This is a genomic window from Stenotrophomonas sp. AR029 (genome assembly GCF_047520695.2).
Classification (GTDB): domain Bacteria; phylum Pseudomonadota; class Gammaproteobacteria; order Xanthomonadales; family Xanthomonadaceae; genus Stenotrophomonas; species Stenotrophomonas sepilia.
The window spans coordinates 190,382-204,916 of record NZ_JAXBQQ020000007.1 but is presented as its reverse complement, the minus strand read 5'-3'; the positions used below and the strand labels follow the sequence as shown (position 1 = coordinate 204,916).

12 protein-coding genes are annotated in these 14,535 nt (G+C 67.3%); 5 read left to right on the top strand and 7 right to left on the bottom strand.

The window, feature by feature from the left end; genetic code table 11:
* Positions 1-23: 23 nt before the first annotated feature.
* The 5 genes from ACM0PB_RS18490 to ACM0PB_RS18470 all read right to left on the bottom strand — a co-directional run bounded on the left by ACM0PB_RS18490 (position 24) and on the right by ACM0PB_RS18470 (position 3,760).
* The gene (locus ACM0PB_RS18490; protein WP_065178477.1) at positions 24-1,382 is read right to left on the bottom strand and encodes a type II and III secretion system protein family protein; all 1,359 of its coding nucleotides are present in this window, start codon (positions 1,380-1,382) and stop codon (positions 24-26) included.
* An 18-nt stretch (positions 1,383-1,400) separates the two neighbouring features.
* Positions 1,401-2,438 carry a Flp pilus assembly protein CpaB gene (cpaB, locus tag ACM0PB_RS18485; RefSeq protein WP_065178476.1) on the bottom strand — a complete coding sequence of 346 codons (1,038 nt, stop codon included), beginning with the start codon at positions 2,436-2,438 and terminating at the stop codon, positions 1,401-1,403.
* A 25-nt stretch (positions 2,439-2,463) separates the two neighbouring features.
* On the bottom strand, positions 2,464-2,940 hold the full coding sequence (locus ACM0PB_RS18480; protein WP_053500170.1) for a TadE/TadG family type IV pilus assembly protein: 477 nt from the start codon (positions 2,938-2,940) through the stop codon (positions 2,464-2,466).
* Positions 2,937-3,482 (bottom strand): A24 family peptidase, encoded by a 546-nt coding sequence (locus ACM0PB_RS18475; protein ID WP_065185730.1) that lies wholly within the window; start codon positions 3,480-3,482, stop codon positions 2,937-2,939. Before ACM0PB_RS18475 ends, ACM0PB_RS18480 begins: the two co-directional genes overlap by 4 nt.
* A gap of 89 nt (positions 3,483-3,571) precedes the next feature.
* Positions 3,572-3,760, bottom strand: a complete 189-nt coding sequence (locus ACM0PB_RS18470; protein WP_005416979.1) for a Flp family type IVb pilin — start codon at positions 3,758-3,760, stop codon at positions 3,572-3,574.
* A gap of 687 nt (positions 3,761-4,447) precedes the next feature.
* On the opposite strand from ACM0PB_RS18470, the gene ACM0PB_RS18465 reads away from it, so the two are divergent.
* The 4 genes from ACM0PB_RS18465 to ACM0PB_RS18450 all read left to right on the top strand — a co-directional run bounded on the left by ACM0PB_RS18465 (position 4,448) and on the right by ACM0PB_RS18450 (position 12,355).
* Positions 4,448-5,428 (top strand): AraC family transcriptional regulator, encoded by a 981-nt coding sequence (locus tag ACM0PB_RS18465; RefSeq protein WP_053500175.1) that lies wholly within the window; start codon positions 4,448-4,450, stop codon positions 5,426-5,428.
* 235 nt (positions 5,429-5,663) lie between these two features.
* Positions 5,664-11,045: an ESPR-type extended signal peptide-containing protein gene (locus ACM0PB_RS18460; protein WP_495495131.1), complete on the top strand. Its 5,382-nt coding sequence runs from the start codon at positions 5,664-5,666 to the stop codon at positions 11,043-11,045.
* 61 nt (positions 11,046-11,106) lie between these two features.
* Positions 11,107-11,943: an OmpA family protein gene (locus ACM0PB_RS18455; RefSeq protein WP_414604554.1), complete on the top strand. Its 837-nt coding sequence runs from the start codon at positions 11,107-11,109 to the stop codon at positions 11,941-11,943.
* 148 nt (positions 11,944-12,091) lie between these two features.
* A complete protein-coding gene (locus tag ACM0PB_RS18450) occupies positions 12,092-12,355 on the top strand; it encodes a DUF6959 family protein (protein WP_223224455.1) in 264 nt (87 codons plus the stop codon).
* 80 nt (positions 12,356-12,435) lie between these two features.
* Here ACM0PB_RS18450 and ACM0PB_RS18445 read toward each other — a convergent pair whose 3' ends face one another.
* Positions 12,436-13,263, bottom strand: coding sequence for a class I SAM-dependent methyltransferase (locus ACM0PB_RS18445; protein ID WP_005416972.1), 828 nt, complete (start codon positions 13,261-13,263; stop codon positions 12,436-12,438).
* Positions 13,264-13,326: 63 nt separating this feature from the next.
* Here ACM0PB_RS18445 and ACM0PB_RS18440 point away from each other — a divergent pair, with 63 nt between their 5' ends.
* Positions 13,327-13,731, top strand: coding sequence for a MerR family transcriptional regulator (locus tag ACM0PB_RS18440; protein WP_005416971.1), 405 nt, complete (start codon positions 13,327-13,329; stop codon positions 13,729-13,731).
* Between the two features lies 1 nt (position 13,732).
* Here the strand turns inward: ACM0PB_RS18440 and ACM0PB_RS18435 are convergent, their stop codons facing one another.
* Entirely contained in the window at positions 13,733-14,449 is a 717-nt protein-coding gene (locus tag ACM0PB_RS18435; RefSeq protein WP_005416969.1) for an MgtC/SapB family protein, read from the bottom strand.
* Positions 14,450-14,535: the final 86 nt, after the last annotated feature.

The window sequence follows — 14,535 nt, the reverse complement described above, 5'->3', positions numbered from 1 at the left end:
TGGTTCTACAGGCATCATGGAAGTCAGCGCGAGAAGCCGGGCACCGGGTCCTGGCTGACCGGCCCCAGCAACCACGATCCCCATTCGGGAAGATGCGGCTTGGCTTCGCGCTCGCCAGGCAGCGGCAGTTCGGTATTGCGTGCCAGCGGCTGCACCAGACGCGGGGTGACGATGATCACCAGCTCCTTGTCCTGGCGCTTGTAGTCGAAGTTGCGGAAGAACGAACCAATGATCGGCAGGTCGCCCAGCAGTGGAATCTTGTTGACGTTGGAGACGATGTTGGAGCTGACCAGGCCACCGATGACGAAGCTCTCGCCATCGCCCAGCTCGACCGTGGTATCGGCGCGACGGGTGGTGATCGAGGGAATCTGCACGTTGTTGAGCACGATCGCGTTGCTGTAGTCCAGGTCGCTCGCCTCCGGCGCCACCTTCAGCGCGATCCGGTTCGGCGCCAGTACCGTTGGGGTCACGGTCAGGCCGATGCCGAAGGGCTTGTAGGTGATGGTGGTGGTGCCAAGCCCCTGCGGCTCCAGGATCGGCAGCTCGCCACCGGCCAGGAAGCTGGCGCTCTGGCCGGACAGTGCCACCAGCGTCGGCTCGGCCAGCACGCGCGCCATGCCATTGCTCTGCAGCAGTTCGACATCGGCGTTCCACAGTCCCTTGGTCGAGCCGAACACCAGCCGGAACGCCGAGGAAATCGGCGACACGGCCTCGTTGCTGCTGTTGCCTTCCTTCATGCCGGGCAGCAGGCCGGTATTGCCGGGCAGGCCAGTGCCGGGCCGCGCGAAGCCATAGGCGAAGCCCCCGTTGCGGTTCTGGAAGTTGATGCCGATCTGCTTCATCGCGGTCTTGTTGAACTCGACCACCTTGACCTCGACCTGGACCACGCCCCCACTGTTGATGGTGGACGCATCGGCAAGCATGCCGTCCTTGCCCAGCGCCATCGCCGCAGTGCGCTGTTCCTGCATGTGCGTGAGCATGCTGTCGGTGCTTCCCTGCAGGAGGCCCTGCTGGTCCTGCTGGGTGAACACCAGCCCGGTACCGCCGGTGCTGGCAGCGCCCTGTACGGCGCTTTGCACCCGTACCGTCAACCGCTGTGGCTCGGCCTGTCTGCGGTGCCACAGCAGCAGGGTGGTGGTACCGGGCATCTTGCCGACCAGCAGCGCCTGGCGCTGCCCGCGCAGCATCACGATGTCGGCCACACCCGGGTCGGCAATGGCCACCCGCTCCAGGTCGGCCGGCAGGTTCCAGGGACGCTGCTCGCGCGCCTGCAGCACCAGGTCATCGGCGGCCACGCTCGTTGCCGGCGCCAGCAGCACCAGCAGCAGGGCCAGCCAGCGCTGGCGGAGGGAGAGGCGTGGACGGCGGCGACGTTCGGTCATGGATGCACTCGATGCAGGTCAAAGGGAGGCACGGGATGCGGAACTGTCGCCGCGGATGATCTCGATCCCCGACGCGCGCGGTGCACTGCGACGTGGCGCCGGCGCGCGCGACGGTGAATCCGGGGTGCCGCGTTGCGGTGCACTGCCACGTCCGGCCAGCGCGTCGCTGTCGATACCGGCAAAAGCGTGGTTCTCCGGCCGCTGCAGGGCGAGCTGCTGTTCGGCGTCGAGCCCACGCAGCGGGTCGATCACTCCGCGCGATTGCGGGAACAACGCCAGGTCGGGCAGGCCGGTATCGGCGGGATTGCGCAGGGCCAGGAAAAGCTTGCCCTGCTGCGCACCCAGCAGCAGCCGGTTGGCGTCGGCCACCGGTACCGCAAGCACCGCGCTGCGTGCGGGTTGCGGCGCTTCATTGCTGTTGCTGTGCGTGCTGCCACTTCCGGTGATGTCGGCAGCGCGCGGGTCGTTGCGGGAGTCGGCCTCGCTGTTGGAAGTAGTCTCTGTGGCCACCGGCACGATGTCCTGCTGGCCGTAGCTCAGGACGCGCAGGCGCGACAGCAGCAGGCGCGTCTGCGCGGCTTCGCCAGGGCTGTTGATGTTGGGCTGGGCGTTGCGGAGGTTGAGGAAGACGTCGACGAAATCACCGGGAAGGATGCGGTTGCCGGCACCGACCAGTTCGTCCACGGGCACGGCCAGGGCACGCTCGCCCGGCCGCAGCTGCAGCGAGAAGCCCTGAGCCAACGCGCTGCCGTTGATCACACTGCCTTCGGCAATGTCCTGCACCGGCACCTTGCCGGTCACGGCGGCAATGCTGGTAGCGGCGCCGGGGACGGGTGAGGTGCGCTGGGCCAGGCGCAGGCCGTTGGCGCTGATCGGCTCGCCCGCAGGCAGGCGTGCCACGGCTTCGACCACGGTGATCGCCTGGGCCTCGTTGTGAGCGACTGGCGCGACCGTTGCAGGTGCGGCGGGTTTGCGCCCGATCATGAAGGCGATCAGCGCCAGCAGCACGGCCAGGCCGATCAGGGCGACGGCAGCGATGCGGGTCAACTTGAGCATGGAACCGTCTCCAAAGTACCGATCATCAATTGCCGCTGCCGAGATCGAGCTGCGCGACCGCGACGCTGCGGATGGGGGCCTGCATCACCCACTTGTAGAGCGTGGCGGTGCCGGGCAGGAAGGGATGGTTGGCGTAGTCGTAGCTGACCGTCACGGTCATGCACTGGGCCGTGGCCAGACCGGCGCAGGGCGCCTGTGCCGACACCACGATGGCGTTGCTGCCCCCCGCGCTGCAGTCCACGTTCTGCTTGGAAAACTGCAGCAACCATTGCATCGAGGTGCGTGCGGCGACGCAGGCGGCTGTGCGTCGTTCGCTGGCGGTGCCGTAGCGCAGCGAGGCGCGCGCGCCTTCGGCCGAGGCGGTGGCCAGGGTCTGTTGCGCCGCCATGATCATCACCCCGGAGAAGGTGAACAGCAGCAGCGGCAACAGGCCGAGCATCAGCATCAGGGCGAACTCGATGCTGGCGACACCGCGTTGCAGGCGTGGGCTGCGGATGTTCATGGTGCACCTCCGTAGATGCTGGCCAGCACCCAGCCGATGGCGGCCAGTGCCAGGTAGGCTGCATAGGGAATGCCACGTCGTCCCTGGCGGGCGGCCTGCATGTCACGCAGCACCGGATGCGCTTGCCACTGCGTGCTGGTGCGATTGACCTGCATCTGCAGGTGACCGGGCAGCAGCACGCCCAGGCGGCGACCGGCCAGCACCAGCACGGCATGCAACCCAGCCGCGAGGCTCGCTACCAGCCAGACCGGCAGCAGCGCCTGCCAGCCCAGCATCAGGCCCACCACGGCGAAGAACTTCACGTCCCCGGCGCCCATCCAGCGCAGGGCATGGAACGGCAGCAGCGCCAACAGGCCGATCGCCGCGCCGGCCAGGTGGGGCAGCCACGGCTGGCGCGGCGCACTGAACTGGCCGACCACGATCACCGCAGTGGCGATCACGCATGCGGCGACCAGCCAGGTGTTGGGCACCCGACGGGCATACAGATCACTGATCGCGATCCGCAGGCAGACGCCGATGGCCAACAATCCCAGCACTGTCATCGCACACTCCATCGTCCGTCACTGGACGGTCTTCGCCTGGTTCCATGCGCCCCGCCGTCGCGGCCCTGCCGGCCGCGCGCGGTCGCCGCTCAGGTCGTCGAGCCCGACGCCTTGGTGGCCAGTGCGGAGAGGTTCTTGAACAGCGTTTCGAAGAACCCCTTGATCTGGTCGTTGCCGACCGCAATCAGGACGCCAGCGATGACGGCAGCCAGCAGCCCGTACTCGAGCGCGGTGACGCCGTCTTCTTCCTTCAGGAATTTGCGGATCGATGCGTTCATGACCAATGTCTCCCTCTACCTGTCTGCGGATGCAGTACACCTGCGTTGGGCGGTGGCCCGGCTCCGCCGGGATCGTCCGTGGGCCTCCGCGCGTCCTGGCGGAGGAGGCACGGCGGGACTGGCCCGCTGTGCTCAAGCAGGGTGATCGTTTCCAGGCGGGACATCGGCCGCACGGTCGCGACCGGACGGCCCGGGGCCGGTGGTCGAGGCATCCAGTGATGCGTGCGTGGTCATGCTGTCCCCCTGGGTGCGGCCAGATGGCCGGATCACCGTAATGTCGACTTTGCCTGAATGGCGGTTGGCTGCAACCGGAACCTATATGCAAATTCGGCAGAAACCCCGGAAGCCTGAAAATTTCAGATGGTTTCTGTGACGAAAATCCGTTCGCACGCAAAACGATTCATTGTCGTGCAGATAATGTGATTCGCTTTGTGGTCCATGCGAAAACCGTGCCAGCCGCTCCGACATTTTCTTCACTTGTGTATCCATTTTCATCATGCCGGGCCGCGGGTTTACCTTTGCCGATTATTGGGCATACTCGCATTCAAGCTCTTGCATTGATTTGTACGATCGCATCGACGCCGGTGCTGCCGGCGTGGCAACAGAAATGGATTCTGGATCGTTGCGCGCCCTGTCAGGCAGTGGGGGCCGCAGCGGATGGCGGATCAACGGGGGGACAACACTGTCATGGTCGATGGTGGGGTAGAGGACAGCGACGACAGCGGCCTTCGGTCCATAGACCTGGCCACGCTGAGCGGCGTGCTTCGCGTCTGTGATGTCGAACTGCTGCTGCTGGATGGCAACGGGCCACGGGCGGCGTTCGCTTCGCGCGTGCACGAGGAAGCCCTGTTCTGCAGCATCAGCTGCGGCTTCCATTGCCGTGGCCGTTTCATGCTGCCGCCGGACTGGGCGATGCTGGGGTACCTGCACGCCACCGATGAAACGATGAGCTGGTGCCACGGCGTGCCGCTCACGCCGGGCATGGCGCTGACGATCATGCCGGAGGGCATCAGTGAGTTCACCCTGAGCCCGGGCACGCACATGACCCTGATGCTGGTGCCGGTGGCCCGCGTCCAGCGCAAGCTGACCGAACTGAGCCTGCGCAGCACGCCACCTGCCGGCCAGGCACTTTCGCTGTTCAACCTGGCCAGCGACGCCACGCCGCTGGCGCGCCATTACCAGCAGCTGCACCTGCAGCTGGGACAGGGGGCAGGGCTGCAGCCGGATGAAACCGAGAACCTGCTGCATGAGCATGTGCAGGCCCTGCTGGGCGCCGGTGCGGCGGATCGCCCGGGCTGCACCCGTGCGCGGCGCACGCATTATCTGATCGCGCAGCGTGCAGAGAACTTCATGCGGCTCAACCTGCGTCGCAACATCTACATGAACGAGATCTGCGATGCCGCCGGCGTCAGCGAGCGCGGCCTGCGCTATGCGTTCGAGGACCTGTTTGGAACCTCGCCGAACCGCTACCTCTCAATGCTGCGCCTGTGCGCGGCCTGCCGCAGCCTGTCGATGGCAGACTCCAGCCGTCGCTCGGTGAAGGCGATCGCCCTGAGCTGCGGGCTGTGGGACCTGTCGCGCTTCGCTGACAACTACCGCAAGGTATTCGGCGAACTGCCGCGCGACACCCTGATGCGCGCACCCGCGCAGATCGGCCAACCGGCCTGATCCAGGCCCGGCAAGGGTTTTTGCGGTGTTTATGCCGGAATTGCGTATCCGCTTGCCGATCGTGTTGCCGCTTATGCATAGCCGGCTGCCGATTCCGGCCGTGGATTTGCCGGAATGCGCGATTGCCGTGCCGGATTGAAGTGCACCGCCCTCGTTGCAACCGCTGAAATGTCAGTCACCTGCCTAGCGGCAAGTCCACAGACATTCCAGTTGTTCGCCTACGGGGGAAATGCTCATGAACCGCATCTACCGGCGTGTATGGAACCGCCAGCTCAATGCTCTGGTTGTGGCCTCGGAACTGGCCACCGGCGACAGCGGCGGCAGCGCCGCACGCGATCCGCGCGCCTTCCTGCTGATGCCCACGGCCCTGGCGCTGGCACTGCTGTGTGCGCTGGCCAGCGGTCACGCTGGGGCCTCGGAAACCAATCAATCGCTGCGTGACCTGCAAGCACTCGCGGCAAAGTATGCGCAGCCGATGCCGGTCAAGGTTGACGCGGAAGTGGCCCTGGCTGCTGCCGCGCGGCAGGCGCAGAACAGCCCCGCAATCAGTGCGGATGCTCGTCTGGGCCTGCAGTTGAGTACCACGTTGCTGCCGTTGGTACCTGACGTGTTGCCGGCCACAGTGCAGGTGAAGCTGGCAGCGAACACCGTGCCGAAGCAAGTGGCCGTGCCGGCGCTGGCGGCTGATGTCCGCGCCAATGTTGGCGTGGGCAACGCTGCGGCCAGGGCGGCACAGGTGGATGCATCGCTGGCTGCGCACGTTGCGCCCGGCGCCCAGGCGCCGCTGGGCGTCGCTGCCGATGCGCGCGCCAGGGCCAAGGTCGGCATCGCTGGCCGCCAGGTCGCTTCGATCGATACGGGTGCCCGGGCGGCCGCCGGCCTCAGCGGTGCAGCCGCCGGATCACTGCCTGGGCTGAAAGCCACCGTCGACGGCAAGGCCGACACGCATCTGGCGGTCGCTGGCCATCACATCGAAGGGCAGGGCCAGGCCCGGGCGACGGCGGCAGTCACGCTGCCCGCCAAGGAGGAGCTGCCGGGTGAGACCCATGATCGTGCCATCAGCGCCGCCTTCGATGCCGGCGTCGCCGGCAAGGTGCGCGTGCAGGCGCCGGACGGCCAGGAGGTAGTGGCCGATCGCAACCTGAAGCTGGCCGGACAGGCGACCGTCGCGGCGCAGCACAGCGCACTGGGCGTCGGCAACCTGGTGGGTGGTGCGGTGGGTGCTGTCGGTGGGACGCTTCACAGTGCCGCGGGTGCAGTTGGTAGCGCAGTGGGTGGCGCGCTGAACGGCACAGTCAGCACGGTTGGCAGCGCCGTGGGTGGCACGCTCAACAACACGGTGGGCGCAGTCGGTGACGCAGTTGGCGGTGCTCTGAACGGTACTGTCGGTACCGTTGGAAGTGCAGTGGGCGGCGCACTGAACGGCACCGTCGGCCAGGTCGGCAGCGCCGTGGGCGGCACGCTCAACAACACGGTAGGCGCAGTCGGCGGCGCAGTGGACGGTGCTCTGAACGGCACTGTCGGTACCGTTGGAAGTGCAGTGGGCGGCGCACTGAACGGCACCGTCGGCCAGGTCGGCAGCGCCGTGGGTGGCACGCTCAACAACACGGTGGGCGCAGTCGGTGGCGCAGTTGGCGGTTCTCTGAACGGTACTGTCGGTACCGTTGGAAGTGCAGTGGGCGGCACGCTCCACAACGCGGTCGGCGCAGTCGGTGGCGCAGTTGGCGGTGCTCTGAACGGCACTGTCGGTACCGTTGGAAGTGCAGTGGGCGGCGCACTGAACGGCACCGTCGGCCAGGTTGGCGGCGCCGTGGGTGGCACGCTCAACAACACCGTCGGCCAGGTCGGCGGCGCCGTGGACGGTGCTCTGAACGGCACTGTCGGTACCGTTGGAAGTGCAGTGGGCGGCGCACTGAACGGCACCGTTGGCCAGGTCGGCAGCGCCGTGGGCGGCATTCTCAACGGCACCACCGGCAGCCCCACCGGCGGCCTGGGCGGCGTGCTGGGCAGCACGCTGGGCAGTGTCGGAAGCGCGGTGGGCAACCTGCTCAACGGCAATCTCAATGGCACCGTCGGCAACCTGGGCAGCGCCGTGGGTGGCCTGGTGGGAGGCACGCTGGGCAGCCTCGGCCTGACCCAACCCTCGGCGATTCCGCCAACCAGTCCGAAGGCGCCCGCGCCGGCCGACCCGAATGCTGGCCTGATCATCGGCACCGGTGGCCTGGTCGGCAATGTCGGCCAGCTGATCGGGCCGACCACCACCAGCCTGTTCGGCGGCAACGGCTACCTGAGCAACGGCAATCTCAAGCTCAGCAACGCCAACGTCATGCAGACCTATTCGACGGTCAATGTGCTGGGCCTGCCGGTGGTCAACCTGTCGCCGGTCGGCAGCACGCTCAATGGCCTGGGCGGCGCAGCCACGGGCGGCAGCTCGCACCTGACCCTGATCGGTGGCGTGACTTCCGACAGTTACATCTACAACATCAACAACGGCAATCCCGGTGGCCTGCTGGGCCTCCTTCTGCCAACCGACTCGCCGGCGTGGGCGGCCAAGTGCCTGGACATCGCGCTGGCCGATATTTCCTGCTGGGCGGTCAACGCGGCACAGGACTATCAAGTGTTGATGGGCGATGGCGCCTTCGCCAACGGGTCCAAGGAAGTGGTGATCGGTGCCAATGCACGCCATGAACTGCCGAAGGTCGATGCCAATGTCGCCTTCCCCGGCGATGGCGTGAACGATCCCAGCAATCCGACCGGCGTGCCGACGGCCGACTATGCCGCCCGCATGGGCCACTCGGTCGTCGTCGGTGACAGTGCCGTGGGCACCGCCAACGGACAGACCCTGCTGGGTGCCGAAGCCACTTCGAACCAGGCCAACTCGGTCGCGCTGGGTTACCGCTCCGCTGCACTGCGCGGCGCTCAGGCCAGCTACAGCGCGTACGGCCTCACCGCACCCCAGGTCTCGGCCGGCGAAGTGTCGGTGGGCACAGCCGGTGGCGGCGAGCGCCAGATCACCAACCTTGCCGCGGGCAGCGCCAATACCGATGCTGTCAACGTGGCCCAGCTGAAGGGCGCCATCAGTCTGATCGACGATGTGGCCTCCGCAGCGGTCACCTATGACCTGGACGGCTCGGGCAACCCGAACTATCGCCGGGTCACGCTCGGCGCAGGCACCGGCACCACCACCATCGGCAATCTTGCCGCCGGCGCGGTCACCGCCGGTAGCCTGGAGGCGGTCAACGGCGGCCAGCTGGCGGCTACCAACAGTGCCATCGCCAGTTTCTTCGGTGGTCGTGCGGCTTTCGATCCGGCCAGCGGCATCTTTACTGCACCGTTGTTCGAGATCAGCACGATCTCCACTGGTGGTGCCATCGCCAAGGGCCTGTATGAGAATGCCACCGATGCCTTCGCCGCAGTCGATGGCTCGCTGGTCAACCTCAATACGCAGATCACCGACATCCGCAACGGTGGCACCAAGTACCTGCGGGTGAACTCGACCGGTACCGAGGCGGTGGCCAGCGGCGCCGACTCGATCGCGGTGGGTACCAATGCCCGCGCCACTGCCGCCAACAGCATCGCGGTCGGCGCCGGCAGCCTGGCCGACCGTGCCAACAGTGTCTCCATCGGTGCGGCCGGTGCCGAGCGCCAGGTCACCAACATGGCGGCCGGTACTGCTGCGACCGACGCGGTCAATGTTGGCCAGCTGCAGGCATCGGAACAGGGCGCGCTGCGCTATGACCTCAACGCCGATGGCAGTGTCAACTACGCCAGCGCCACGCTGGGCCAGACCGGCACGGCAACCACGCTGCGCAACCTTGGCCCGGGCCAGGTCAGTGCCACCAGCAGTGAGGCCATCAATGGTGCCCAGCTGTTTGCCGCCAACCAGGCGGTAGCCACCCATCTGGGCGGTGGTGCCGCGGTCGATGCCAACGGCGTACTGACCGCACCGACCTACTCGATCAACAACGTCGCCGCCAACGGCACCGTGACCAAGGGCAGCTACAACGATGTTGGCACCGCGTTCGATGCCGTCAGCAACTCGCTGGCCAACGTTGCCGACCAGACCGGCGAGATCGACAAGCTGGCCGTGAAGTACGACGTCGATGGCAGTGGCAACGTGCTCAACAGCGTGACGCTGACGGGTACCGGCACCGGCGCGGTGAAGATCACCAACGTCGCCGCCGGCAGCATCCTGGCTGGCAGCAGTGATGCCATCACCGGCGACCAGCTGTTCAGCACGAACAGCACCATCGCCACCTACTTCGGCGGCACCACCGCCTACAACGGCACCACCAACGTGTGGACCGCGCCGACGTTCAGCATCTCCAGCATCGCCACCGATGGCACCTTCACCAGCGGCGACTACAACAACGTCACCGCCGCCTTCACCGCTGTCGACGGCTCGCTGAAGGTCCTAAACCAGCGCATCACCAATGGCGGTGGTGGCAGTGCGTACCTGGCGGTCAACTCAACGGCGGCCGCAGCCACCGCGGCAGGTGCGGAAGCGGTGGCGGTCGGCCCGCAGGCCAGCGCAGCCGGTGCGAACAGCGTGGCGGTCGGCAACGGTGCCAGCAGCAGTGCCGGCAACAGCGTGGCGCTGGGTGCCGGTTCGGTCGCCAGCGTCGGTGCACAGAGCGGCTACACCGGCGCCTACGGGCAGACCGGTGCCAGCAATTCGGCCGGTGAGGTCTCGGTCGGCAGCAGTGGCAGCGAACGCAAGATCACCCACGTAGCCGATGGCTCGGACACCTATGACGCGACCAATGTCGGCCAACTGAAGAACGGCGTGAACTACGCCATCGACGAGTCGAAGAAGTACACCGACCAGAAGATCCAGAACATCACCAACGTGGCGGGCAGCTTCCGCGCCAACAACACCAACAACCTGGCCGATCCGTCCGCCAGCGGCGCCAACTCGGCCGCCGGCGGCGCAGGCTCCACCGCCGCCGGTGCCAACTCGACCGCGCTGGGCAATGGTTCGCAGGCGCAGGCCGACAACTCGGTGGCGCTGGGTGCGGGTTCGGTGGCGAACCGGGCCAACACGGTCTCTGTCGGTGCCGCCGGTGCCGAACGCCAGGTGGTCAACGTGGCAGACGGCTCGCAGGCCACCGATGCGGTCAACGTGCGCCAGCTGCAGGCTTCGCAGCAGGGCACGATCCGCTACGACACCACGGTGAACGGCGCGACCAACTACAACAGTGTCACCCTGGGCAGCACCAGCAGCGGCCCGACCACGGTGCGCAACGTCGCCGCCGGTACTGCTGGCACCGATGCCGTCAACGTCGACCAGCTGAAGTCGGGCATGGCGCAGACCCTGGACTGGTCCAAGGCCTACACCGACGAGCGCATGGGCGGCTTCGAGCGCGACCTGCGCAAGACCGACAATCGTGCTTCGGCCGGTATCGCGTCGGCGATGGCCACCGCAGCGCTGCCGCAGCCGAGCGAGGCGGGCCGCAGCATGGCCTCGATCGCGGCTGGCAGCTACAACGGCGAATCGGGCGTGGCGGTCGGTATCTCCGGTGTCTCCGAAGGCGGCCGCTGGATCTACAAGTTCAGCGGTTCGACCAACAGCCGTGGCGAGGCCGGTGTGGCCGTCGGTGCCGGCATCCAGTGGTGATCCCCGCCGCCGGGCCGCACCCGCGGCCCGGTATCGCGGAAACGTCTACAGGGGGAACGACATGAAACAGCATCGCATCGCCCGCGCCGGCCAATGTGCCGCCACGCTGGGCCTGATCCTGGGGATGGGCCTGCTGGCCGCCTGCCGCAGCCATGCGCCGGCCGCCGACGGTCCTGCCGAAGCCACCGCCGTGCACTTCCCGGAGGCCTCCAAGGCCTCGCTGAAGGAAGGCATCTATCCCGACGTCGCCGACCTGCGCCGCTTCGCGCCGGGAATGAGCAAGCGGCAGCTGTACACGCTGCTGGGCACGCCGCACTTCAATGAAGGCATGTGGGGCGTGCGCGAGTGGAACTACCTGTTCAACTTCCGCACCGCGCAGGGCGCGGAGTACTTCACCTGCCAGTTCCAGGTGCGCTTCGACAGCAAGGGCATCGCGCAGGGCGGTTATTGGAAGCCGGAGTCGTGCGCGGCCGTGCTCGAACCGCCGCGGCCACCAGCGCCGCTGGCACCGGCACCGCTGCCGGAGCAGCCCCTGCGGCTGTCGGCCGACGCGCTGTTCGGATTCGACAGCGCGGTACTCAGCGCCGAAGGCCAGCAGGCGGTGCAGGGCATCCTGGCGCAGGTACGCGAGGCCGCGCAGGTGCAGTCGATCAAGGTAACCGGCTACACCGACCGCATTGGCAGCGCCAGCTACAACCAGGCACTGTCGCAGCGCCGCGCCGATGCCGTGCGCAACGCCCTGGTGCAGGGGGGCGTGCCTGCAGCCAGCATCAGTGCCGAAGGACGCGGTGCGGCCGAGCCGATCGTGCAGTGCGAGCAGCGCAACCGGCGCGAGCTGATTGGCTGCCTGGCGCCGAACCGGCGCGTGCAGATCGCCGGGATGGCACAGCCACGTTGACCTTCCTGCGCCGGGGCGATGCCCCGGCATCCCGAGTCCCCCCTGACCGCCGGCAGGCGTGGCAACGTCTCCCCCGTCGTCCACGCCTGCCTGCGGCTCAGGTTTCCAAACGGTGCACGCGATGAATGCCCAATTCCTGCCCCTCTCCATGAAGACGGAAGCTACGCTCAGCGTGTACGGCCAGCTCGGCAACCATGCCGTGGTGCGCATCCCCGGGCGGCGCCTGCCGGGCCTGATCCTGCAGGCCGATACCGTGGCCGGGTTCCTGGCCCAGCTGCAGGAAGCCCAGGCCTGCCTGCGCAGTGGCCGCGCACAGCGCACCGATGCCGAGCTGGACATGCTGATCGACGTGCTGCAGCAGTGGTACGCACTGATCGAATCGCGCCTGGCCGACGCCGGCGAGGCCCTCTAGCAGAAAAAGGGACGGAGGGGATTAAGTCGTTTCCGGCACAACCGGGGCATATGCGACTTAATCCCCTCCGTCCCCTTTTTTCAAGCGTGGGCGCGGATCAACCAACATGCGGCATCCACGCGAACGCGGTCACCTTCGATGAACGGCGCGAATGCGGCCAGTGCTTTTTCGCGAAGCACTGCGGCGCGGGCTTCCGGCATCGATCGCAGGGCCAGTCCCAACGGTCCCAGGTGACCGACATAGGTCGGCAGGTCTTCGCGGGCGAGCGAACAGGGCAGGTCCACCGCAACCACTTCCACGTCATTCCAGCCGGCGGCCTGCAACAGGCGCTGCACGCGCTCGCCATCGGCAAAAGCGAACTGTCCCGGTGCGCCGGGTACGCGGGGCGGAAGATCCAGTTCATCGCCAATGGCGCGCTCGGCGGTGGTCATGAACGGATTCTCCCCGGCACTGCGCCACGCGATGAAGCGCAGCCCAGCGCCCGGTGTCCTGGCACGATGCAGGTTGGCGAACGCGGCCTGGCTGTCCTCGAAGAACATGACGCCCAGCCGCGACTGGATCCAGTCGAAGTGCGCGGGCGGCAGCGGATGGCGCTGCGCGTCTGCCACGATGAAGTCCGCGTCCAGTCCTGCCGCCTTGGCGCGCTGATGGGCCAGCGCCAGCATCGGCGCGGAGATGTCCAGGCCGGTGCAATGTGCCGCGGGACGCGCTGCGGCCGCGGCCAGCAGGCTGGCGCCGGTGCCGCAGCCGATGTCGAGCAGTTCGGTAACGGTCTCAGGAAGTTCGGTGACCAGCAGGTCAGCCATCGGCTGGAACAGGCCGTCAAGAACAGCCTGTTGCGCAACCCACGCCTGGCCGCCAGGGCCGTTCCACAGGGCGTTCTGATCAATGGGAGATGTGCTTGCCATGGCCTTGCCTCGCCGGGTAGTTGCCCATAGCTTGGTGCTTGAAGGTCACTTGAGGTCAAGCCCGTGCGCGAACTGGATATCGGCGAGGTGGTCAAGCGCAGTGGCGTGCCGGCCTCGACCCTGCGCTACTACGAACAGCTGGGGTTGCTGCAGGCGCTGGGGCGCCGCGGCCTGCGCCGGCAGTACGACGCGCAGGTGCTGGAACGGCTGGCGCTGATCGGCCTGGGCCAGGCGGCCGGGCTGTCGCTGCAGCAGATCGGTGCATCGCTGCCGTCGCAGCAGGGGTGCATCTCACTCGACCGCGAGGCACTGCTGGCACAAGCCGAGGTGCTGCAGCGGCAGATCACCCGGTTGCAGCGGGTGCGCCGGCACCTGCAGCGCGCAGCGGCCTGCCCGCAGGCGGAGGATGCCCGCAAGTGCGGTTCGTTCCGGAAACTGTTGCGCGCGCAGCAGCGGATGGGCGGTTGAATCAATCGCGGGTACTGACTTCCCACGTGGCATGCAGCACGCCCGGCACCTGCTCCATCCGTGCCAGCACCACGTCCAGTTCATCGGCACTCACGGCCGTACTGACCAGCACCGCGATCACATCGGTAGGCGCGTCGGCATGCTCGACCACCTGCACATCGCCCACCGGATACTGCGCCGCTTCCAGCGCATCGACCAGGCGCTCGCGCACCCGCGGCACGGCGTCGGCATCCACGCTCAGGCGCACCTCGTAGGTGGCTTCGGTCGCTGCCTCGTTGATCGGAATGCGGTTGATGGCATTCACCAACGGCCGCAGCAGGGTGTTGCCGGCGATGATCAGCACGGTCAGCAGCACGCCTTCGGCCAGCATGTCCGCGCCGGTGCAGCTGCCGACCGCTGCAGAGCACCACAGGGTGGCGGCGGTGTTCAGGCCACGCACGTTCATGCCTTCCTTCATGATCACGCCGGCGCCGAGGAAGCCGACACCGGAGACCACGTAGGAGATCACCCGCACCGCCTCGGCACTGCCGGCGATGCGCATGCCGAGGTCGACGAAGGCGGCGGCGCCGACTGCCACAAGCACGTTGGTGCGCAGGCCGGCGGTGCGTTGCCGGTACTGGCGCTCGGCACCGATCAACGTACCCAGCACGAAGGCGGCCAGCAGGCTGACCACGGTGTCGGCGAAGGGACCTGCCTGGAAAGTCTCAATGAAGCGCATGGCCGGAGTCTACCCGGTCGAGGTGACAATAGATCCACGCCATGCGTGGATTTCGAAAGTGCCAGAAGCGACTTAATCCCCTCCGT

What these genes read in the sequence shown, in the direction of transcription:
- ACM0PB_RS18490 (WP_065178477.1), bottom strand. Translation starts at nt 1,382, where the DNA reads ATGACCGAACGTCGCCGCCGTCCACGCCTCTCCCTCCGCCAGCGCTGG.
- cpaB (WP_065178476.1), bottom strand. Translation starts at nt 2,438, where the DNA reads ATGCTCAAGTTGACCCGCATCGCTGCCGTCGCCCTGATCGGCCTGGCC.
- ACM0PB_RS18480 (WP_053500170.1), bottom strand. Translation starts at nt 2,940, where the DNA reads ATGAACATCCGCAGCCCACGCCTGCAACGCGGTGTCGCCAGCATCGAG.
- ACM0PB_RS18475 (WP_065185730.1), bottom strand. Translation starts at nt 3,482, where the DNA reads ATGACAGTGCTGGGATTGTTGGCCATCGGCGTCTGCCTGCGGATCGCG.
- ACM0PB_RS18470 (WP_005416979.1), bottom strand. Translation starts at nt 3,760, where the DNA reads ATGAACGCATCGATCCGCAAATTCCTGAAGGAAGAAGACGGCGTCACC.
- ACM0PB_RS18465 (WP_053500175.1), top strand. Translation starts at nt 4,448, where the DNA reads ATGGTCGATGGTGGGGTAGAGGACAGCGACGACAGCGGCCTTCGGTCC.
- ACM0PB_RS18460 (WP_495495131.1), top strand. Translation starts at nt 5,664, where the DNA reads ATGAACCGCATCTACCGGCGTGTATGGAACCGCCAGCTCAATGCTCTG.
- ACM0PB_RS18455 (WP_414604554.1), top strand. Translation starts at nt 11,107, where the DNA reads ATGAAACAGCATCGCATCGCCCGCGCCGGCCAATGTGCCGCCACGCTG.
- ACM0PB_RS18450 (WP_223224455.1), top strand. Translation starts at nt 12,092, where the DNA reads ATGAAGACGGAAGCTACGCTCAGCGTGTACGGCCAGCTCGGCAACCAT.
- ACM0PB_RS18445 (WP_005416972.1), bottom strand. Translation starts at nt 13,263, where the DNA reads ATGGCAAGCACATCTCCCATTGATCAGAACGCCCTGTGGAACGGCCCT.
- ACM0PB_RS18435 (WP_005416969.1), bottom strand. Translation starts at nt 14,449, where the DNA reads ATGCGCTTCATTGAGACTTTCCAGGCAGGTCCCTTCGCCGACACCGTG.